At 31.0% G+C, this 21,084-nt stretch carries 22 protein-coding genes and 2 tRNA genes; 21 read left to right on the top strand and 3 right to left on the bottom strand.

Annotated features, from left to right (window positions below):
* Window positions 1-51: 51 nt before the first annotated feature.
* Window positions 52-705 (bottom strand): HD domain-containing protein, encoded by a 654-nt coding sequence (locus HMPREF3058_RS00770; RefSeq protein WP_002491196.1) that lies wholly within the window; start codon window positions 703-705, stop codon window positions 52-54.
* Between the two features lie 181 nt (window positions 706-886).
* Window positions 887-2,371, bottom strand: a complete 1,485-nt coding sequence (cls, locus tag HMPREF3058_RS00775) for a cardiolipin synthase (protein WP_002447769.1) — start codon at window positions 2,369-2,371, stop codon at window positions 887-889.
* Between the two features lie 173 nt (window positions 2,372-2,544).
* On the opposite strand from cls, the gene csoR reads away from it, so the two are divergent.
* The 3 genes from csoR (at window position 2,545) to HMPREF3058_RS00790 (ending at window position 3,335) form a co-directional block, all read left to right on the top strand.
* Window positions 2,545-2,838 (top strand): copper-sensing transcriptional repressor CsoR, encoded by a 294-nt coding sequence (csoR, locus tag HMPREF3058_RS00780; protein WP_002458700.1) that lies wholly within the window; start codon window positions 2,545-2,547, stop codon window positions 2,836-2,838.
* 6 nt (window positions 2,839-2,844) lie between these two features.
* On the top strand, window positions 2,845-3,054 hold the full coding sequence (locus tag HMPREF3058_RS00785; protein ID WP_002447767.1) for a putative copper chaperone CsoZ: 210 nt from the start codon (window positions 2,845-2,847) through the stop codon (window positions 3,052-3,054).
* A gap of 143 nt (window positions 3,055-3,197) precedes the next feature.
* The gene (locus HMPREF3058_RS00790) at window positions 3,198-3,335 is read left to right on the top strand and encodes an Lmo0850 family protein (protein WP_001829949.1); all 138 of its coding nucleotides are present in this window, start codon (window positions 3,198-3,200) and stop codon (window positions 3,333-3,335) included.
* A 97-nt stretch (window positions 3,336-3,432) separates the two neighbouring features.
* On the opposite strand, the gene HMPREF3058_RS00795 is transcribed toward HMPREF3058_RS00790, so the two are convergent.
* Window positions 3,433-4,644 carry an FtsW/RodA/SpoVE family cell cycle protein gene (locus HMPREF3058_RS00795; RefSeq protein ID WP_002447766.1) on the bottom strand — a complete coding sequence of 404 codons (1,212 nt, stop codon included), beginning with the start codon at window positions 4,642-4,644 and terminating at the stop codon, window positions 3,433-3,435.
* Between the two features lie 390 nt (window positions 4,645-5,034).
* Here HMPREF3058_RS00795 and HMPREF3058_RS00800 point away from each other — a divergent pair, with 390 nt between their 5' ends.
* From HMPREF3058_RS00800 to HMPREF3058_RS00885, 18 genes are all read left to right on the top strand, one after another.
* Entirely contained in the window at window positions 5,035-6,108 is a 1,074-nt protein-coding gene (locus tag HMPREF3058_RS00800; protein WP_002458698.1) for a D-alanine--D-alanine ligase, read from the top strand.
* 11 nt (window positions 6,109-6,119) lie between these two features.
* Window positions 6,120-7,475, top strand: coding sequence for a UDP-N-acetylmuramoyl-tripeptide--D-alanyl-D-alanine ligase (murF, locus tag HMPREF3058_RS00805; protein ID WP_002491192.1), 1,356 nt, complete (start codon window positions 6,120-6,122; stop codon window positions 7,473-7,475).
* Window positions 7,476-7,772: 297 nt separating this feature from the next.
* Window positions 7,773-9,302 (top strand): degradosome RNA helicase CshA, encoded by a 1,530-nt coding sequence (locus tag HMPREF3058_RS00810; RefSeq protein ID WP_002491176.1) that lies wholly within the window; start codon window positions 7,773-7,775, stop codon window positions 9,300-9,302.
* 253 nt (window positions 9,303-9,555) lie between these two features.
* A complete protein-coding gene (locus tag HMPREF3058_RS00815; RefSeq protein ID WP_002447762.1) occupies window positions 9,556-10,035 on the top strand; it encodes a PH domain-containing protein in 480 nt (159 codons plus the stop codon).
* On the top strand, window positions 10,028-11,533 hold the full coding sequence (locus HMPREF3058_RS00820) for a PH domain-containing protein (RefSeq protein WP_002491182.1): 1,506 nt from the start codon (window positions 10,028-10,030) through the stop codon (window positions 11,531-11,533). The genes HMPREF3058_RS00815 and HMPREF3058_RS00820 overlap by 8 nt, the downstream gene beginning before the upstream one ends.
* Window positions 11,520-12,038 (top strand): PH domain-containing protein, encoded by a 519-nt coding sequence (locus HMPREF3058_RS00825; RefSeq protein ID WP_002499547.1) that lies wholly within the window; start codon window positions 11,520-11,522, stop codon window positions 12,036-12,038. The genes HMPREF3058_RS00820 and HMPREF3058_RS00825 overlap by 14 nt, the downstream gene beginning before the upstream one ends.
* A gap of 38 nt (window positions 12,039-12,076) precedes the next feature.
* Window positions 12,077-12,430, top strand: coding sequence for a holo-ACP synthase (gene acpS / locus HMPREF3058_RS00830; protein ID WP_002486941.1), 354 nt, complete (start codon window positions 12,077-12,079; stop codon window positions 12,428-12,430).
* A gap of 66 nt (window positions 12,431-12,496) precedes the next feature.
* The gene (gene alr, locus HMPREF3058_RS00835; protein WP_002458690.1) at window positions 12,497-13,645 is read left to right on the top strand and encodes an alanine racemase; all 1,149 of its coding nucleotides are present in this window, start codon (window positions 12,497-12,499) and stop codon (window positions 13,643-13,645) included.
* 86 nt (window positions 13,646-13,731) lie between these two features.
* Window positions 13,732-13,902: a type II toxin-antitoxin system antitoxin MazE gene (mazE, locus tag HMPREF3058_RS00840; RefSeq protein WP_001829931.1), complete on the top strand. Its 171-nt coding sequence runs from the start codon at window positions 13,732-13,734 to the stop codon at window positions 13,900-13,902.
* Window positions 13,899-14,261 (top strand): type II toxin-antitoxin system PemK/MazF family toxin, encoded by a 363-nt coding sequence (locus HMPREF3058_RS00845; protein WP_002447757.1) that lies wholly within the window; start codon window positions 13,899-13,901, stop codon window positions 14,259-14,261. Before mazE ends, HMPREF3058_RS00845 begins: the two co-directional genes overlap by 4 nt.
* Before the next feature lie 344 nt (window positions 14,262-14,605).
* A complete protein-coding gene (locus HMPREF3058_RS00850) occupies window positions 14,606-15,607 on the top strand; it encodes a PP2C family protein-serine/threonine phosphatase (RefSeq protein ID WP_002447756.1) in 1,002 nt (333 codons plus the stop codon).
* A gap of 99 nt (window positions 15,608-15,706) precedes the next feature.
* Window positions 15,707-16,033, top strand: a complete 327-nt coding sequence (locus HMPREF3058_RS00855; protein WP_001829952.1) for an anti-sigma factor antagonist — start codon at window positions 15,707-15,709, stop codon at window positions 16,031-16,033.
* A gap of 1 nt (window position 16,034) precedes the next feature.
* A complete protein-coding gene (gene rsbW, locus HMPREF3058_RS00860) occupies window positions 16,035-16,514 on the top strand; it encodes an anti-sigma B factor RsbW (RefSeq protein WP_001829903.1) in 480 nt (159 codons plus the stop codon).
* Complete coding sequence (sigB, locus tag HMPREF3058_RS00865) at window positions 16,489-17,259, top strand: RNA polymerase sigma factor SigB (RefSeq protein ID WP_002458689.1); 771 nt, start codon at window positions 16,489-16,491, stop codon at window positions 17,257-17,259. The genes rsbW and sigB overlap by 26 nt, the downstream gene beginning before the upstream one ends.
* Before the next feature lie 284 nt (window positions 17,260-17,543).
* Entirely contained in the window at window positions 17,544-19,694 is a 2,151-nt protein-coding gene (locus HMPREF3058_RS00870; RefSeq protein WP_002491171.1) for a Tex family protein, read from the top strand.
* Complete coding sequence (locus HMPREF3058_RS00875) at window positions 19,687-20,142, top strand: SprT family protein (protein ID WP_002491198.1); 456 nt, start codon at window positions 19,687-19,689, stop codon at window positions 20,140-20,142. The genes HMPREF3058_RS00870 and HMPREF3058_RS00875 overlap by 8 nt, the downstream gene beginning before the upstream one ends.
* 754 nt (window positions 20,143-20,896) lie before the next feature.
* A tRNA-Leu gene (locus tag HMPREF3058_RS00880) sits at window positions 20,897-20,983 on the top strand.
* Window positions 20,984-21,004: 21 nt separating this feature from the next.
* A tRNA-Gly gene (locus HMPREF3058_RS00885) sits at window positions 21,005-21,078 on the top strand.
* The last annotated feature ends 6 nt before the right edge of the window (window positions 21,079-21,084 follow it).

Raw genomic sequence — 21,084 nt, forward strand, 5'->3', positions numbered from 1 at the left:
ACTAATGATTTTGGTTAAAACATGAATTAACAATTTATCTCTTATTTGAATTTACTCTTTATTAAAATTCCACTCTGACATAAATTGTTTGAGAAATTGAATCATAAATTGATGTCTTTCATCTGCAAGTTTTTTTGCAGTAGGTGTGTGCATTAAATCTTTTAATTTAAATAATTTTTCATAAAAATGTTTTATTGCTGAATTGTCTAACTCTTCAATGTGAGACGTATGTAACGCTTCATTTGAAAACTTCGTTTCAGTCCACATAGGTTCACCAAAGTGTCCTGAAAATTGGAATGTTCTAGCAATGCCGATTGCTCCTATGGCATCTAGGCGATCAGCATCTCTAACGATTTCACCATCTATCGAAAGTTTAACGTGATTATTTTTACCAGCTCGATAGCTCATATGTTTAATAATGTAGAGGACTTGTTGTGATATTTCATTGCTTAAATCTAGAGTAGATAAGAACTGTTTAAGCTGATCATATGCTAAAATTTCATCAGTTAATTTACTATCAACAGTATCATGCAATAAAGATGATAGTTCTATAACGAATGTATCTGTTATATTTTCTTGTTTAGCGATATAACAAGCGTTGTTATAGACACGTTCCACATGTGCAATATCATGTCCAGTAGTATCATGTTGATGGAAACTTTTCATATATTCATAAGCGTTTTTAATCTTCATTCTTGAGTTCATAGATAGACTCCTTACTTAATTTAAAAGTATCAAAGTATTTCATTTTTTAACATTTAGTATTTAATAATATCTTTGACATCATTATAATGGTTTAATTAATGATACTACATATTTTGTTACATTAAAGAAGATATAAATGAAGAAGTGAACCTGTCGTTAAGCGTTCACTTCTTGCAAATTTCTATAAAATTGGAGAAAGTAGTTGTGAAATCCCTTCTTTGAATTTAACTAGTATATTTCGTTTAGCATATGCTTCAGAAGTGAGCTTGTTAGATAATTTCATATCATTAATGAAAGCTTGTTTTAATGATCGCGCTACACCTTCATCATAAATAAAAGCATTGACCTCAAAATTTAATGTAAAGCTTCGATTATCCATATTGGCAGTTCCTACACTTGCTACCTCATCATCAATGACAAGTGTTTTTGAATGTAGAAAACCATTATCATAATGATAGACATTTACGCCAGCTTCAAGTAAAGACGCTACGTTTTTAAGCGTAGCCCAATAAACAAAGGGATGGTCACGTTTGTTAGGAACCATGATGTTAACATCCACACCACCAAGCGCTGCAATCTTAATCGAATCTAAAAAAGCTTGATCGGGAATGAAGTATGGTGATTGAATGTATATAGATTCCTTAGCTGAAGAAATCATTTTTAAATAACCATATTTAATTTGTTCCCAATCTTCATCAGGCCCACTTGAAGCAATTTGTATGCCTATCGTACCACCAGAGTCAACATCAGGAAAATATCGAGATTCATAAGTTAAATTGTCACGAGTTGATTGTGAGTTCCAATCTAAGATGAATCTGAGTTGAAGGGCATTTACCGCGTCACCTTTAATACGTAAGTGTGTGTCCCTCCAATAACCAAATTTCTTAGATTTACCTAAATATTCATCTCCTACATTAAAACCACCAACATATCCAATCGTACCGTCAATGACTACTATTTTTCTGTGATTTCTATTATTCATTCTTAAATTAATAAGTGGTAATTTTGATGGGAAGAAAGATTCAGCATGGCCGCCTCTTTGACGAAATTTTTTTAAGTCCTTCTTTCGTAAATCTCTTGAGCCCATATCATCGTAAAGCATTTTAACTTCTATACCTTCTTCAGCTTTTTTTTCTAGTTCATGTAACAACTGCTTTCCGAGATTATCACTATGAATAATGTAGTATTGGATGTGAATATATGATTGTGCGTGTCTAATATCATTAATTAAATCATCGAATTTCTGATGACCATCTGTATAAATTGTTAAATCATTATCAGTTGTTAAAAAAGCAGCATTATTATAAAGTAACATTTGTACCATTTCTTTAAATTTAACAATTTGATGATTACCCTTAGAAAAGTCTTGCTTTTTCAAAGCCTCTAATTGCTCGTCAACAATCATTTCAAGACCAACTTTATCCTCTTTGGCGAGTTTAAATATATGTTCTCTCTGTATTTGGCGACCTAATAATAAATACAATATGAATCCTACTAAAGGTAAAAAAACTAAAACCAATAACCACGCCCATATAGAATTTGCTGTACGCCTCTCCATGAAGATAATAATGAATGCAAAAACTAAATTTAATAAAAAGGCACTAACTAATAAAATATTAATTATAATATTAGATTGATGAAGTGCCATAGTAAAGACTTCTATCATAGGTTACCTCCTTTATGATTGTTTATTCTCACTCAGTTTTCATTTCAGTGATTTTTAAATATAATTATAGCATGAAGAAATACGAATATCATGGTGAGATTATATTTAATTAACTGAATCATTGACGAGTGAATTTATGAATAATACGATATAATATGAACAGAGGTGACTTTATGGCAGACATGGAGAGTGCACATCACTCAGAGCAAATAAAAACAAATTTAAAATCAAGATTAAATAGAATAGAAGGTCAAGTAAGAGCAATCAATCGTATGATTGATGACGATGTTTACTGTGATGATGTACTAACTCAAATTAGAGCAACACGTTCAGCATTGAATAGTGTAGCTATTAAATTACTAGATCATCACATGAAGGGTTGTATTATGGAAAAAATAAACGACGGTGCGCAAGAAGAAGCAATGGATGAATTGCTCGTGACATTCCAAAAATTAATAAAAGATTAAGAGGGTATGAAATTGAAAAAAGGATTGATACATGTTTCAGGTATTAAAACAACTGAACAAGAGAAACAGCTCAAAGATCATTTATCTAAGATGATAGGCATCAATAGTGTGGATATCGATTACCAAATGAATGAGATTCGAGTAGAATTTGACACTCCCGCAAATTTAAATAACATTGAAAAAGAAATTTACGATTGCGGATTTCGTATTTTATAATTAAAGGATTGTGTTTAATTCGTTTTTTTCTTTGAATTATTATAGCTTTTAGAAATATTTAAAAATATTTCTTGAATGATGTAGTAAAGTAGAAGTAATTAGGGTATGATGGAAATGAAGCTATTTCTAACGAGGTGATAATTGTGAAGAATCAGGATAAGATTCAAAATGTAGTCAAATTATTATCATCATTGGGTGTGAATATTAAGAAAACTAAATCTCGTTTAGATATTATTAATACTTTGCCTACATCTAATCAAGTAAGTCATGAATTAAAATGATTTGCATGATAATATAATATTTTATGTATTGATTATCTAAATTAATATAAAAAGAGAGACACTGTTCACTGTGAATAGTGTCTCTTTTTTATAAAGGTTAAATTGTATTAGATTTTTTTGATAATGCGGGTATTTGATATCGTTGAGGTTCATGATAATAAATTGAAAGAACTACTCCTATACCAGTCATTAAACTCCATAAAGAACTTCCGCCGTAACTAATAAACGGAAGTGGTATACCTGTAATAGGTAGTAATTGAACCGTCATGCCGATATTTTGTAACACGTGAAAGACAATCAACGATACATATCCTATGATAAATACTTTGTTAAACTGATTATCAATTTTACTAGCTAATCGTATAAGGTGGAATATTAAGAATAAGAAAAGTAATATCAATAATACTGAACCTATAAAGCCCATTTCTTCGCCAATCACTGAAAAAATAAAGTCGGTATGATTCTCAGGAATATAAACTTCGCCATGGTTATAACCTTTACCTAATAATTGACCAGAACCAATAGCTTTTAAAGATTCTGTTAAGTGATATCCATCCCCACTACTGTATGAATAGGGATCTAACCAAGAATTGATACGTCCCATTTGATACATTTTTATTCCTAATAGGCTCTCTATTAAGGATGGTTTATAAATGATAGCTAATATAATACTAGAGCCACTTACAAATGCAACAATAAAAAGAGGGGCTAATATTCTCCATGTTATTCCACTTACTAACATGACACCAGCTATAATTGCACATAACACCAAAGTAGTACCTAAGTCATTTTGCAACAGAATTAATGCCATAGGTATAATGGATACACCTATAATTTTAAAAAATAACATTAAATCAGATTGAAAAGACTTATTAAATGTAAATTGGTTATGTTTAGATATCGTTTTAGCTAAAGCAAGTATAAGTATAATTTTCATGAATTCGGAAGGTTGGATGCTTATAGGACCGAAACTGTACCAACTTTTAGCACCATTAATAATTGGGGTGATTGAAGTTTCAGGTAAAATAAGTAATCCTATTAATAGAATGCAAAATATACTATATAAAATATAAGTATTACTTTTAATTTTCTTCGGTGAAATTATCATAATTAAAAGTGCAATAATAGCTCCGAAAATATAATAAATGATTTGTCTAATACTGAAATTTGCACTATATTGTCCGCCACCCATAGCGGAACTGATTAAAATAACACTTGTTAGTGCTAATAGCGATATAACTAGTACGAGTATCCAGTCGACTTTACGTAACCAGTTTCGTTTAGGTTGTTGACGAGAAGAATAATTCATTGCTTACTCCTTTATGTATATGGATTACTTTTCAAAATTGCTGTAGATACTTTTACAATATTTTAATTATCGGTATTCATTCATATTTTCTAATCAAATATATATTAATTTTACATGACTTCTTTTAAATTTGCTAGAATATCAAAGAATGATAGCACCTTTTTAACTTTTAATATGTAATAGTCATAATAAAAATATGTATATTGACCCAAATTGTCACTAAAATTTAGTTCTATATTTAGATTATCAAATGCAATTGAATTTCAAAATATGATAATATTAAGTTTCAGAAGTCGTTATGAACTTAAAGTAGCAAATAAAAAGAACAATTAAACAATTACGTCAAAGAAAAAAGCTAAAAGAACTGTGATTGTAATGGAGGAAAACGAAATGACAAAAGAAAATATTTGTATCGTTTTTGGAGGTAAAAGTGCAGAACACGATGTTTCAATTTTAACTGCACAAAATGTTTTAAACGCAATTGATAAAGAACGATATCAAGTTGATATCATTTATATAACAAACGATGGTGAATGGAAGAAAAAAGATAATATTACACAAGAAATAAAAAATACTGACGAACTCGTCATTAACGATGTAGAAACTGGAGAAATCTCACAATTACTCAGTAAAGGTAGTTTAGGAAGATCATATGATGCAGTGTTCCCGTTATTACATGGTCCAAATGGAGAAGATGGAACTATCCAAGGTCTTTTTGAGGTACTTGATATACCATATGTAGGTAATGGTGTGTTAGCTGCTTCAAGCTCAATGGACAAACTCGTGATGAAACAATTATTTGAGCATAGAGGTTTACCTCAATTACCTTATATTAGCTTTTTAAGAAGTGAGTATGAAAAATATGAAAATAATATCATTAAATTAGTTAATGATAAGTTAACATATCCGGTATTTGTAAAACCTGCTAATCTCGGTTCAAGTGTTGGTATAAGTAAATGTAACAATGAAGAAGAATTAAAATCTGGGATAGCTGAAGCATTCCAATTTGATCGTAAACTTGTCATTGAACAAGGGATTAATGCTAGAGAGATTGAAGTAGCTGTCTTAGGTAACGATTATCCTGAAACAACATGGCCTGGTGAGGTTGTTAAGGATGTAGCATTTTATGATTATAAATCAAAGTATAAAGACGGTAAGATTAAATTAGATATTCCAGCAGATTTAGATCAAGATGTTCAAATGACATTAAGAAACATGGCATTAGAGGCTTTTAAAGCTACTGATTGTTCGGGATTAGTTCGTGCAGATTTCTTTGTTACTGATGATAATCAAATTTATATCAATGAAACAAATGCCATGCCAGGATTTACTGCATATAGTATGTATCCAAACTTATGGAAAAATATGGGCTTATCTTACCCTGATTTAATTGCTAAATTGATTGATTTGGCTAAAGAACGTTATGAAGATAAAAAGAAAAATAAATATAAAATTGATTATTAGAGGTTTTAGTTATGATAAACGTCACATTAGAGCAAATTAAAAACTGGATAGATTGTGAAATTGATGAAAAACATTTAAAAGAAACAATAAATGGGGTTTCAATTGATTCACGGGAAATCAATGAAGGATCGCTATTTATACCGTTTAAAGGCGAGAATGTTGATGGCCATCGTTTTATTACACAAGCGTTGAACGATGGTGCTGGAGCTGTTTTTAGTGAAAAAGAGAATAGGTATTCTGAAGAGATCCAAGGTCCTATTATTTGGGTAGAAGATACTTTAATAGCCTTACAGCAATTGGCAAAAGCATATCTAAATCATGTAAATCCTAAGGTGATAGCGGTCACTGGTTCTAATGGAAAAACAACCACAAAAGACATGATTGAAAGTGTATTATCAACTGAATTTAAAGTTAAAAAAACACAAGGAAATTATAATAATGAAATTGGAATGCCGTTGACTTTACTAGAACTTGATGAAGACACAGAAATTTCTATTCTAGAAATGGGAATGTCAGGTTTTCATCAAATAGAGTTGTTATCTAACATCGCACAACCTGATATAGCGGTCATCACAAACATTGGTGAGTCACATATGCAAGATTTAGGATCGCGAGAAGGCATTGCAAAAGCTAAATTTGAAATAACAACTGGTCTCAAAACAAATGGTATATTTATTTATGACGGAGATGAACCTTTATTAAAACCTCATGTTACTCAAGTTAAACATGCGAAATTAATCAGCATTGGATTAAATTCTGACAATACATATACTTGTCATATGAACGATGTGAAAAACGAAGGTATTCATTTTACTATCAATCAAAAAGAACACTATCATTTACCAATTTTGGGCACGCATAATATGAAAAACGCTGCTATTGCAATTGCTATTGGACATGAATTAGGCCTAAATGAAACAATAATTCAAAATAATATTCACAACGTGCAATTAACTGCTATGAGAATGGAAAGACATGAATCATCAAATAAAGTAACAGTAATTAATGACGCATATAATGCAAGTCCAACAAGTATGAAAGCTGCCATTGATACATTAAGTGTCATGAAAGGTCGAAAAATTTTAATATTAGCAGATGTACTTGAATTAGGACCTAATAGTCAAGTGATGCACAAACAAGTTGGTGAATATTTGAAAGATAAAAATATAGATGTTTTATATACATTTGGTAAAGAAGCCAGTTATATCCATGATAGTGGTAAAATTTTTGTTAAAGAAGCAAAACACTTTGATCAAAAAGAACAGTTAATTCAGACGTTAATATCTCAAGTTAAACCAGAGGACAAAGTCTTAGTTAAAGGTTCACGGGGTATGAAGCTTGAGGAAGTTGTTGACGCATTGTTGTAATATAAAATCTAATTTTAAAGCATGCAATGAATGAGCATCTGTAAATTAATTTGGATGTTACTTTCAACGCATGCTTTTATTTTTTTAGTAAATTATGCAAAACGCTTACATTACATATTGCACGACCTTTTTGAAAGTTAAATTGTTTGATGAATTACATTGAAAACAGTAAATGTGTGAAATTGCTTTATTGCTATAATATTTTTAAGGTGGTACTATATAGAAGTTGATAAAACATAAGTGACCATATATGTAAAAAAGCATATTAAGAAATATACACGTAAAAGGAGAATTATTTTGCAAAATTTTAAAGAACTAGGGATTTCGGATAAAACGGTTCAAACATTGGAAACAATGGGGTTTAAAGAACCGACACCTATCCAAAAAGATAGCATCCCTTACGCGTTAGAAGGAGATGACATCCTTGGACAAGCCCAAACTGGTACTGGGAAAACAGGGGCGTTTGGTATACCTTTAATTGAGAAAGTTGTAGGCCAACAGGGTGTTCAATCATTAATTCTTGCGCCAACGAGAGAGCTTGCTATGCAAGTAGCTGAGCAATTAAGAGAGTTCAGTAAAGGTCAAAAAGTACAAGTTGTTACAGTCTTTGGCGGTATGCCTATTGAAAGACAGATTAAAGCATTAAAAAGAGGCCCTCAAATTGTAGTAGGTACGCCAGGAAGAGTTATTGATCATCTTAATCGTCGTACACTTAAAACTCAGGGAATTCACACGCTTATTTTAGATGAAGCAGATGAAATGATGAATATGGGATTCATCGATGATATGAGATTTATTATGGATAAAATTCCAGCTGAGCAACGTCAAACTATGTTATTTTCAGCTACGATGCCAAAAGCAATCCAAGAATTGGTACAGCAGTTTATGAAAGCTCCTAAAATAATTAAGACAATGAATAATGAAATGTCAGATCCTCAAATTGATGAATATTATACAATCGTTAAAGAATTAGAGAAATTTGATACATTTACAAACTTTTTAGATGTTCATCAGCCTGAATTGGCGATTGTCTTTGGTCGTACTAAACGCCGCGTAGATGAATTAACAAGCGCGCTATTATCTAAAGGATACAAAGCAGAAGGTTTACATGGCGATATTACCCAAGCGAAACGTCTAGAAGTATTGAAGAAATTTAAGAACGATCAAATAGATATTTTAGTTGCTACAGATGTTGCTGCACGTGGTCTTGATATTTCTGGTGTGAGTCATGTTTATAATTTTGATATCCCTCAAGATACAGAAAGTTATACTCACCGTATTGGACGTACCGGTCGAGCAGGAAAAGAAGGTATTGCAGTTACTTTTGTAAATCCAATTGAGATGGATTATATTCGACAAATTGAAGATGTCAATAATCGTCGAATGAAAGCATTAAGACCTCCACATCGTAAAGAGGTGCTTAAAGCGCGTGAAGATGATATTAAAGATAGAGTTCAAAACTGGATGTCAAGAGAGAACGAGCCGCGTTTACAAAGAATATCAAGTGAATTACTTAAAGAATATGATAGTACAGAATTAGTAGCCTCTTTACTTCAAGAACTTGTAGAAGCTAACGATGAAGTGGAAGTACAATTAACATTTGAAAAACCGTTAGCACGTAAAAATCGCAGTAGTAAAGGCGGTTTTAGAAGAAGTAATCATAAACGTGGTAATGGTAAGTTTGATAATAAAAATAGACGATCAAAAGGTTCTAAAGGTCAATCAAGTAAAAAGAAAAATTCAAAGAAATTTGACCGTAGAGATAAGCAACAAAAAAGTGGTAATCAATCACTAAAAGGTCGCACATTTGCAGATCACCAAAAATAAATTAATTAACTAGCCTGAGATAATATTTTTTGTCTCAGGCATTTTTATTTATACGGATTAAAAAGTACATATGTATTGAGCATAAATCTTATTATATATTAGGTGTGACGTGTCGATATGAATTTTTTCATTTTTGTATGGAAATAAATTATTTTTTAATAAATAATACATTGAAAATATTGGTCGCTGTTATTTTTTAGACTTTATTATCACTATGCTATAATGTGGGTAAATCTTGAAAAGGAGTACATTTATGAAAAATGATAGTACGTTTCATAGAAGTCCAATCCAAGCGCTAAAGTACTATTACATCACTAGTTGTATAGGTTTATTTATTTTGCTTATAATATTCAGTTTACTTTTGTATTTTAGTTTTTTAAATCATTGGTGGCCTTTTACATCATACATCTTTCTTGGGCTAGGTTTGTTATCGATTTTAAACACTTGTATATCTCCACTAATTAAATATAGATATCGTTATTATAAAATTCACGAAGATTTTGTCATTTTAAAAAGATTATTTATTTTTAAGAAAGAAGAATTAAGCAAAATAGAGAGAATACAATTTATTGATATTGGAACTAATCCGTTATCAAAAAAATTAAATCTTAATTCTGTAACTTTATTTACTGCAGGTCATACAATCTCATTTCCAATAATATCTGAGAAAGAAGCACAAAATATTCAACAACAAATACTATTGAGATTGAGAGGTGCCAATGACGATGTATAGTCCGCAAAAGCTACATCCAATTTCTTATATTGATGGCTTGATTAGTGTGATTAAATCAAATTTCATTGTAATTATCATCTTTTTATTTAATATAAAAGATTTTAAATATGATGATTTTTCGTCTTATATTATTCCAGGTATAATGACTTTGATATTTTCTATCGGCTTCATTCATAATATTATTAAGGTTTATAATACACGATATTGGATTGAAGAGGATCATTTTATATTAACTACTGGTGTTTTTAATAAGGAACGAAAAGAACTTAATATTAGTCGCATACAATCTGCAGATACGTCTCAAGGTTTGATTAATCAGATTGTTGGCGGTGTTGAACTCATCATTAAAACACCTAGTGATGGCATAGAGTTAGGGACAATTTCAAAAAAGCAAAGTGAAGTTATTGAACAAGAATTGCAATCTATTCAAGAACGCATGAATAACCAGGTAAATCAAGAAGCTAAAGAGTTAAATGAAGAGAACCATACTCAGACATATCAGCAACATGCCAAGCCCCAATATGCCATATTTAAAATGCCTTTTAAGCAACTATTATTTATGTCTATGACAAGTGGAGCTATAGCGCTTGCTTTTGTGACGCTATCCCCTATTATTGGCAGTCTCTCAAGTGTTATTCCATGGGATAAATTTGGTGAAGAAATATCTTCAGTATTTAAAACGATATATTTCATTGTCATTTTTATTGTCATACTAGTGTTATTATTAAGTTATATAATCGGAACTGTCATGTACTTAATTAAGTTTTATGGATATCGAGTTATTCAAGAAAATCATCAACTTAAAATTCAATATGGATTATTTACGAAGAAAAATATCACTGTACCAACTGACCGACTGCAAGGTGTACTTGAACATCAATCTTTTATACGAAAATTATTTGGTTATACATCTATACATTTCTATATTACAAGCGATATAGATGCCACTGAAGAGGAACCCACTGATAATGACGGAAGAATTATGATTTTACCGTTTATTCCAAGAAAAGAGGCATATAAAGTGATTAGGCCTTTAGTTCCTGAGATGACATTTAATCATGCTAAAATTGGTATGCCTTTAAAAGGGTTTCATCGTCACTTTTTAATTCCTTCCTTGTGTCTTATTGGTATGGGCATTATTGGATGGTATATGTGGTCTTTATGGTCTTTAATTATAGCTTTATTACCAATCTCATTATTTTTTGTTTACGCTATACTTTATACACGTTTTAGTGGTTTTTCTTTTAGCGAATCAGAGCTAGTTGTACAAAAAGCGTCTATATTAAATATTAAGAGATTTTATGTTAAAAAAGAAAAAGTCTTAGGAATGGCTATTAGTCAACATCCCTTTCTTGAAAGAAGCCAACTCGCAAATTTTCAATTTGTTATTGCTAAAGGTAGTAGTAGGCAAAATATTGGCTTGAAGTTTAGTGAAGTAGATAATGTTCTTAAACTCAAAAATTGGTACATGAAAGGTGATACTCATGAAGTCTTATAAATATATGCACCAAAATGGTATTAAAGTAATGAGAATTAGTGGTGCTTTTTGGACACTTTTACTAGTGATAGCATTGTCTATTTTAATATTGCTTAATGAATTAAAATTCCATTTTATTAATACTAAAAATTTAATAATTGGAGCAATAATTTTAACTACAATAGTTTGTATTTTATTCATGATTCTAGTGCCTTGGTTTAAGTTTAAACATCTTAGATATTTTTTAGATGATAAAGAAATACATATTAGAGAAGGTATCATTTTTATAGATGTGCACGTCATCCCATACTTTAGAATACAAAATATAGATATTGTTGAGGGATTTATCATGAGAAAGTTCCAACTCGCTTCGCTGTCTTTATCAACTGCTGGGGGGAATTCTGAAATAGCATTGATAGATATTCGAGAAGCACAAAGATTAAAAAAACAAATTAAACAACAAAAATCAATAACGACAAATGTAGCTTCATCAGAAAAATTAAACGATGATATATTAAAGACTTGATAAAAGATTATTGATGATATACTAAAGAGGCGATACAAGTGATTTATGGAATAGGTATAGATCTAATAGAAATTGAACGAATTAAAAATCTTCAGAATCAAACAAAATTTATTGAAAGAATACTTACTATAGAGGAAAGGGACAAATTAAATCAGTATACACATGAGCAACGTAGATTAGAATTTTTAGCAGGTCGCTTTACTGTGAAAGAGGCATTTAGTAAGGCCTTAGGTACTGGGTTGGGGAAATCAGTATCGTTTCAGGATATTAACTGTTACAACGATGCACTAGGTAAACCATGTATTGATTATCCTGGTTTTGATACACATGTGAGTATTACACATACTGAGAATTATGCTATGAGTCAAGTTATTCTTGAAAAAAACGAATGAAAATTGGATAGAATTTTTAATCATCAGAAATAAGATAAAGTAAGTAGTTTCAAGGAGGACATGTATATGTCAGAGAAGTTTTATAGAGCAACATATTTAAATGTGAATTTAGATGCAATTTTAGCAAATTATCAAAATTTCAATCAATTACACGCTAATAAAACTGTCATTTCAGTTATTAAAGCTAATGGATATGGATTAGGAAGTGTGAAAATAGCACAACATTTAATGCGTCATGGTGCAACATTTTTTGCAGTGGCTACACTTGATGAAGCAATAGAATTAAGAATGCATGGAGTTGATGCTAAATTATTAGTTTTAGGTGTTGTTCCAACAGAAGACATTGAGAAGGCTATACAGCATCGTGTTGCTTTAACAGTACCTTCTAAAGCATGGTTGAAGGAAACTATCAAGCAAATTCCTGATGATAACCAAAAAAATTTATGGCTACATGTAAAATTAGATACTGGTATGGGCCGAATTGGAATGAAAGATATAGATGAATATAAAGAAGTGGTTGACCTAATTAATAAAAGAAATCATTTAGTCTTTGAAGGCGTTTACACACATTTTGCGAGTGCAGATGAACCTGGAAGTTCTATGAACGAACAATATACTTTGTTCAAAGAGATGGTTAATCAAGTTGAGAAACCAATCTATATTCATTGTCAAAATTCTGCTGGATCACTACTCATGGATGGTCAATTTTGTAATGCAATAAGATTAGGAATCTCTCTTTATGGATACTATCCTTCAGAATATGTTAAAGATAATGTAAAAGTTCATTTAAGACCGAGTGCGCAGTTAGTATCAGAAACGGTTCAAGTCAAAACGCTTAAAGCTGGTGAAACTGTTAGTTATGGACGTACATATACTGCTGCTGAAGAAATGACAATTGCAATTTTACCTATTGGGTATGCCGACGGATATTTAAGATCGATGCAAGGTGCGTTCGTCAATGTTAACGGGAATCAATGTGAAGTCATTGGGCGTATTTGTATGGACCAAATGATAGTTAAGGTTCCTTCTCATGTAAAAACGGGTGAAAAAGTAATACTTATGGATAATCATGTTGATTCACCACAATCAGCTGAAGCAGTAGCGAATAAACAAGGTACAATTAACTACGAAGTATTATGTAATTTATCAAGACGTCTTCCAAGAATATATTATTATGATAATAATGAAGAGGTTACAAACGAATTGTTAAAATAGTATAGTCACTGATTAGGAAATTTGTTATTATAAAACTAAATTGATGCTAATATAACAACTTTTGGAATCAGATGGAGGTTCTTTTCATGTTATCTTTTAATCAAAATAGAAACCACAGTCTTGAACAATCTTTAAAAGAAGGTTATGCACAAATGGCCGATTTAAACCTCTCCCTAGCAACAGAAGCTTTCCCGATAGAGTGTGAAGCTTGTGATTGCAACGAATCACATTTAATATCTAATTCCAAGAATGAATGATTAGAAGAGGAGATGTTTATTTAGCGGATTTATCACCAGTTCAAGGGTCTGAACAAGGGGGAGTAAGACCTGTAGTTATCATTCAAAATGATACTGGTAATAAATATAGTCCAACTGTAATTGTAGCTGCGATTACTGGTAGGATTAATAAAGCGAAAATACCAACCCACGTAGAAATTGAAAAGAAAAAGTATAAATTAGATAAAGATTCAGTTATTCTTCTTGAACAAATTAGAACACTAGATAAAAAGCGTTTAAAAGAAAAATTAACATTTTTATCAGATAGTAAAATGATAGAGGTTGATAATGCCTTAGATATTAGTTTGGGATTAAATAACTTTGATCATCATAAATCTTAAATAATATATGTAGTAAACATAAAAAAATATTGAAATAAAAGGCAATAACTTTATAATAATTAAGTGTTTAAGTAATATTAGGATATTTAAACACTCGTATAGGTGTCGGTATGTCTATTTATCTTTGATTTAAGACGTATCACTATAGTTATTATGAAAATGTATTTATTATAAAAGGATGTCTTGAGTTTTTAAGGCTTTAGGTTATCCATTCCTAAAGTCTTTTTTAGCTATCAACAAAGGTTTAACACCAAAAAATTATGCTATTCGCTGAAAGTAAATAAAGGTTTCATATTGTTATAAAACTGATGGGATATTGAAGTGGAAGTAAGGAGGCACATTTAGTGGAAGAATTCACAAAAAGTTATAAAGCCCTTGTTAAAGAAAGTTTAATAACTAACAATAAAACATTATTAATTAAGAAATGTGAAGCATTCACAAATGAAGTTATAAAGAAAGATGTTTTACCTGAAGATATAGTTGAGATACATAAAGATTATATTAATACATTAGATTTGGCAGAAGAAGATATTTTAGAAACGCTCGATGTGTTACAAGAAGTCGTTAAAGGATTTGGATATAGTTACCGAGATTACCAAAGACTTGTTAATAAGCTTCAAGTCCACGATAAAGAAATGGATTTAGCCTCAAGACTTCAACAGACTATGCTGAAAGCTGATATTCCACAATTTGATAGCATTCAAATAGGAGTGATATCTGTTGCTGCACAAAAAGTAAGTGGGGATTATTTTAATCTTATTGATCATAAAGATGGCACAATGAGTTTTGCTGTGGCAGATGTTATAGGTTCAGGCATTCCAGCAGCTTTAGCTATGAGTATGATAAAATTTGGCATGGATGCTTATGGACATTCACAACTTCCTAGTGATGGTTTGAAGCGTTTGAACCGTGTTGTTGAAAAGAACGTTAACCAAAATATGTTTGTCACAATGTTTTATGGGCTGTATGAAGAGATGAATCATCTTCTATACTGTAGCTCAGCTGGGCATGAACCTGGCTATATATATCGCGCAGAAACTGAAGCGTTTGAGGAAATTGGTGTGCGAGGAAGAGTTCTAGGTGTGAGCCCCAAAACACGTTATAGCCAACAAGAGATTCCTATTTACCTTGATGATTTAATCATTATTTTTACTGATGGTGTCACAGAGGCACGTGATGTAGAGGGAAATTTTATTGATAAAGATAAGTTGTTAGACTTAATTCAAAAATATAAGCATATGCATCCACAGGATATAGTGCAAATTATTTACGAAGCGATTTTAAAATTACAAAATCCTGCGAGAAAAGATGATATGACTATTTTAATTATAAAAAGAGTAAACTAAATTATAAAATGTAGATTAAAGTTAATTCATGTAGGGTATAGGTAATTTTGAGTACATATGTAGGATAAAAACATTTGATAAAGACTAGGAGTGTATTAAATGAATCTAAATATTGAAACAATAACTCATGATGATTTTTATGAGGTTAAAGTTGGTGGAGAATTGGATGTATATACTGTACCTGAATTAGAAGAGGTACTAGTACCAATGAGACAAGAAGGAACACATGATGTTCACGTTAACTTAGCTAATGTGAGCTATATGGATTCAACAGGCCTCGGTTTATTCGTAGGCACGTTAAAAGCATTAAATCAAAATGATAAAAATCTCTATATCTTAGGTGTCTCAGAGCGGATAGGTAGATTGTTTGATATTACAGGATTAAAAGATTTAATGCATGTTAATGAAGGAACGGAGGTAGAATAACATGCAATCTACACAAGATTATATTGAAATGCGGTTGCCAGCTTCTGCAGAATACGTAAGTTTAATACGTTTGACGCTTTCAGGGGTATTTTCAAGAGCTGGCGCATCTTACGATGATATAGAGGATTCTAAAATAGCAGTGAGTGAAGCGGTGACCAATGCGGTTAAACATGCATATAAAAAAAATTCTGAAATAGGTATGATTAATCTTTGTTTTGAAATATTTGATGATAGAATTAAAATCGTTATTTCAGATCAAGGAGAAAGTTTTGATTATGAAGCTACAAAATCACATTTAGGTCCATATAATGATAACGAAAATATTGATTTTCTACGTGAGGGTGGTCTGGGATTATTTTTAATTGAGTCTTTAATGGATGAAGTTACTGTTTATAAAGAATCTGGTGTAACAATCAGTATGATTAAGTATATAAAAAAAGAGCAGGTGCGAAATAATGGCGAAAGAGTCGAAATCAGCTAGTGAAGTATCACCTGAACAAATTAACCAATGGATTAAACAACATCAAGAAAACGAAGATAGCCTAGCTCAAGATAAATTAGTAAAACATTATCGTAAGCTAATTGAATCTTTAGCTTATAAATATTCTAAGGGACAATCACATCATGAAGATTTAGTTCAAGTGGGTATGGTTGGTCTAATAGGTGCTATTAATAGATTTGACTTATCATTTGATCGTAAGTTTGAAGCCTTCTTAGTACCAACAGTTATTGGTGAGATTAAAAGATATTTACGAGATAAAACATGGAGTGTTCATGTACCTAGACGCATTAAAGAAATCGGTCCAAGAATAAAAAAAGTTAGTGATGAATTAACAAATGAACTTGAACGTTCACCATCTATTAGTGAAATCGCACAACGCTTAGAAGTTTCAGATGAAGAAGTTTTGGAAGCGATGGAGATGGGTCAGAGTTACAATGCCCTGAGTGTGGATCACTCTATAGAAGCGGATAAAGATGGTTCGACAGTTACATTATTAGATATTATGGGACAACAAGATGATAATTATGATTTAACGGAAAAGCGTATGATATTAGAGCGTATTTTACCTATTTTGTCAGAGAGAGAAAGACAAATCATACAATGTACTTTTATTGAAGGTCTTAGCCAAAAAGAGACTGGTGAAAGAATTGGTCTTAGTCAAATGCATGTTTCACGTTTGCAACGTACCGCAATAAAAAAATTACAGGAAGCTGCAAGACAATAAACGAGTTGTTAACAGTGTTGGTAATTAAATCCGTTATAATAGCCTGGGATGAATTTAAAAAATAGTTCATTTCAGGTTTTCTTATATTTGTATTTGTAAGGTTTGATAAAATTAGTATTAGTTATATGAAACGTTTGATACTATTCGAATGAATTTTATCAATTTGAATTATACCTCTATTTTTACTAGGCACTCTGATTGAAATAAAGCGCTAGAAAATCAAATTTAATTATTATGTTAAGATAAATAAGTAATTTTAAAGAAAAGCGTGGTAGAAAAAACAAATGGATAACAGTTTAATTGAAACAATTGTAAGTAAATATCAATTTTCGGAAAAACAAATTAAAGCAGTTTTAAAATTGCTGAAAGAAAACAATACGGTTCCATTTATAGCGAGATATCGTAAAGAAGCTACAGGTGGACTTGATGAAGTAGAAATTAAACAAATCAATGATGAATATAACTATATGTTAAATCTTCAAAAACGTAAAGAAGAGGTAATACATAATATTGATCAACAAGGTCTATTAACTTCAGAATTAAAGCAAGACATATTAACACAGACGAAGCTACAAAGAGTTGAGGATTTGTATCGTCCATATAAACAAAAAAAGAAAACACGTGCAACTGAAGCTAAAAGAAAAGGGTTAGAAGATTTAGCAGACTGGTTTTCACAATCAAAATTGGATTCAAAAATTGAAGATAAAGCCCGATTATTCTTAAATGATGAAGTGACTACAATTGAAGATGCAATAGAAGGGGCTAAAGATATTATAGCTGAACGTATTTCGGATAATCCTCAATATCGCTCTAAAATACTTAAAGATGTTTATAATCAGGGACTAATTGTTTCCTCGAAAAAGAAAAAAGCCGAAGATGAGAAACAAACATTTTCTATGTACTATGATTACAATGAACCAATTAAACGTATTGCAAATCATCGTGTTTTGGCGATGAATCGAGGAGAAAAAGAAAAAGTATTATCAATAAAAATTGATTTTGATACGACACGTATTCAAAGAGAAATAGAAAATGTTGAGATAAAAACTAAAAATGAGGCAACTCCGTTTATTAAAGAGGCTATTCAGGATAGTCTCAAGCGATTAATTCTTCCTTCAATAGAAAGAGAAATTAGAGGAGATCTAACACAAAATGCAGAATCTCATGCAATAGATGTATTTAGTGAAAATCTTAGAAATTTATTACTACAACCACCAATGAAGGGTAAACAAATTCTTGGAGTAGATCCAGCATTTAGAACAGGGTGCAAACTTGCTGTCGTCAATCCATTTGGTACCTTTATTGCTAAAGGTGTTATTTATCCTCATCCACCAATATCAAAAGTTGAGTCAGCAGAAAAAGAACTAGTCAAGATGATAAGTGACTATGATATTGAACTTTTAGCGATTGGTAACGGTACTGCTAGTAGAGAAACTGAACAATTTGTAGCTCAAGTAATAAAAAAATATCAACTTCAAGCACAATTTATCATAGTCAATGAAGCTGGCGCATCAGTTTATTCAGCATCAGAAATTGCTAGACAAGAATTTCCAAATTTTCAAGTAGAAGAACGAAGTGCAGTTTCAATTGGTAGAAGAGTTCAGGATCCTTTAAGTGAACTTGTTAAAATAGATCCTAAATCTATAGGAGTAGGACAGTACCAACATGATGTCAATCAAAAAGATTTAAGTAGGGCTTTAACGTTTGTAGTGGAGACTGCCGTCAATCAAGTTGGTGTGGATGTGAATACTGCTTCTAAATCCTTATTACAATATGTATCAGGTCTCACATCAACTATTGCTCAAAATATTATTGATTATAGAGAAGAAAACGGACCTATAAAACATCATAAAGAAATTAGTAGGATTAAACGTTTAGGCGCAAAAACCTTTGAGCAAAGTATTGGTTTTTTAAGAATTGTTGATGGTAAAGAACCTTTAGATAATACTGCAATACACCCTGAAAGTTACGATGTTGCATATCGCATGCTTCATCAATTAGATTTAACTGCACAAGATATAGGTTCCGTTAAACTCAAAAACACGTTATCAAATGTTAATATTTCAACTCTTGTGTCTCAATTAAATATTGGTGAACCTACATTAAAAGATATAATACAATCATTGATTGCACCTAATAGAGATCCAAGAGATGAATTTGAAACACCTATTTTGAAGTCAGATGTATTATCGATTGAAGATTTATCTAAAGGCATGAAATTGAATGGCACAGTAAGAAATGTTGTTGACTTTGGAGCATTTGTAGATATCGGTGTTAAACAAGACGGGCTAGTACACATATCAAAATTATCTAAGAAATTCGTTAAAAATCCAATGGATATGATAAGTGTAGGAGATATTGTAGAAGTTTGGATTTTAGATATAGATGAAAATAAAGGCAAAGTTTCATTGACAATGGTTGACCCAAATGAATAATTTAGCATTACAAAGCCTGACTGAAAGTATAGCGATAAAATATTTTGGCAAAGCTTTTAAGCACGAGGTATATTATAATAAGCGTTTACGTACCACTGGTGGTAGGTATATATTAAGTAGTCATAATATAGAAATAAATCCAAAACAGTATGAAATGTTTGGAGAAAAAGCTGTCATTGATATCATAAAACATGAACTGTGTCATTATTTTCTTCATTTATCTGGTGAAGGATATCAACATCGTGATAAAGCATTCAAAATTTTGAGCGCTAAAGTAGGAGCACCTAGATTTTGTACTCCGACAGAATCTTATCAAGATAGAGCTAATTATAAATATAGATGCATCTATTGTGAACAAGAATTTATTCGTATAAAGCGTGTGAATCTGGAAAAAATGCGCTGTGGACGATGTGGAGGTGTTTTAAAACTTCTTCAAACAAGAAAGTGATAGAATTTAAATCACCATTTTGTTTTGAAAATAGGTTGTTAAAATTGACAAAAGAGTACTTGTACTAATCCTATATAAATTTAACCTGAGCCATTTATAATGTCTCAGGTTTTTCTATGATATGTCTTGAAGATATATTTAAAAAGTAGCCGAGTTAGGCGAACAATTATTAAAATAAGATGTAACAGATATGTAATTTTATTTTGAATCATTGAGAAACCTTTAAATTATCTCACAGTTTTTGATTTAATACTGAAAATTGAAATGATAACAATCATAAATTATACGTTTGATAATTGTTGTCTAACAAATTTATTATTAGGTGTCTTAATTAATTGTAAAGTAATAACTGATGATTTGAATATGATGATGTGACTTTTTTACATTTTTATTCTCCATATAAAACTATTTTTAGTTATCCTTGACTTACGTTATGGTAGTAAAATAATTAAAAAGAACATACTTGTATTTGTTAATTGAAGTTTAAGATAATATTGTAGAACGATTTACGATGTAATGCTATATAATTCGTCTTGTGTATAGTGTTACAAAAAAATAAATTATAGGGTATAAAAGCATTGACAATGTAATTGTTGTGATATATCATAGTTATCGTTGTCTTAATAAGAGGTTCGATTATCAAGCGCTAATTAATTTTATTAATATAAAGTTAAATTATTATTGACAAAACGTAACAAAGCATTTACAATAGTTAATGTTCTCGATAATTAAGTTCTAATTATGCGTTTTGCCAGCGGTCGTGGCGGAATGGCAGACGCGCTAGGTTGAGGGCCTAGTGGGAGTTAATCCCGTGGAGGTTCAAGTCCTCTCGGCCGCACCAAATTGAATTTTATGTCTACATGCGGGTGTAGTTTAATGGCAAAACCTCAGCCTTCCAAGCTGATGTTGTGGGTTCGATTCCCATCACCCGCTCCATTTTAT

Source organism: Staphylococcus sp. HMSC068G11, assembly GCF_001815825.1.
Classification (GTDB): domain Bacteria; phylum Bacillota; class Bacilli; order Staphylococcales; family Staphylococcaceae; genus Staphylococcus; species Staphylococcus epidermidis.

Excerpts from the sequence above, each read along its gene's own strand:
- HMPREF3058_RS00770 (WP_002491196.1), bottom strand. The coding sequence starts at position 705 with ATGAACTCAAGAATGAAGATTAAAAACGCTTATGAATATATGAAAAGT.
- cls (WP_002447769.1), bottom strand. The coding sequence starts at position 2,371 with ATGATAGAAGTCTTTACTATGGCACTTCATCAATCTAATATTATAATT.
- csoR (WP_002458700.1), top strand. The coding sequence starts at position 2,545 with ATGGCAGACATGGAGAGTGCACATCACTCAGAGCAAATAAAAACAAAT.
- HMPREF3058_RS00785 (WP_002447767.1), top strand. The coding sequence starts at position 2,845 with ATGAAATTGAAAAAAGGATTGATACATGTTTCAGGTATTAAAACAACT.
- HMPREF3058_RS00795 (WP_002447766.1), bottom strand. The coding sequence starts at position 4,644 with ATGAATTATTCTTCTCGTCAACAACCTAAACGAAACTGGTTACGTAAA.
- HMPREF3058_RS00800 (WP_002458698.1), top strand. The coding sequence starts at position 5,035 with ATGACAAAAGAAAATATTTGTATCGTTTTTGGAGGTAAAAGTGCAGAA.
- murF (WP_002491192.1), top strand. The coding sequence starts at position 6,120 with ATGATAAACGTCACATTAGAGCAAATTAAAAACTGGATAGATTGTGAA.
- HMPREF3058_RS00815 (WP_002447762.1), top strand. The coding sequence starts at position 9,556 with ATGAAAAATGATAGTACGTTTCATAGAAGTCCAATCCAAGCGCTAAAG.
- HMPREF3058_RS00820 (WP_002491182.1), top strand. The coding sequence starts at position 10,028 with ATGTATAGTCCGCAAAAGCTACATCCAATTTCTTATATTGATGGCTTG.
- HMPREF3058_RS00825 (WP_002499547.1), top strand. The coding sequence starts at position 11,520 with ATGAAGTCTTATAAATATATGCACCAAAATGGTATTAAAGTAATGAGA.
- alr (WP_002458690.1), top strand. The coding sequence starts at position 12,497 with ATGTCAGAGAAGTTTTATAGAGCAACATATTTAAATGTGAATTTAGAT.
- mazE (WP_001829931.1), top strand. The coding sequence starts at position 13,732 with ATGTTATCTTTTAATCAAAATAGAAACCACAGTCTTGAACAATCTTTA.
- HMPREF3058_RS00845 (WP_002447757.1), top strand. The coding sequence starts at position 13,899 with ATGATTAGAAGAGGAGATGTTTATTTAGCGGATTTATCACCAGTTCAA.
- HMPREF3058_RS00855 (WP_001829952.1), top strand. The coding sequence starts at position 15,707 with ATGAATCTAAATATTGAAACAATAACTCATGATGATTTTTATGAGGTT.
- rsbW (WP_001829903.1), top strand. The coding sequence starts at position 16,035 with ATGCAATCTACACAAGATTATATTGAAATGCGGTTGCCAGCTTCTGCA.
- sigB (WP_002458689.1), top strand. The coding sequence starts at position 16,489 with ATGGCGAAAGAGTCGAAATCAGCTAGTGAAGTATCACCTGAACAAATT.
- HMPREF3058_RS00870 (WP_002491171.1), top strand. The coding sequence starts at position 17,544 with ATGGATAACAGTTTAATTGAAACAATTGTAAGTAAATATCAATTTTCG.
- HMPREF3058_RS00875 (WP_002491198.1), top strand. The coding sequence starts at position 19,687 with ATGAATAATTTAGCATTACAAAGCCTGACTGAAAGTATAGCGATAAAA.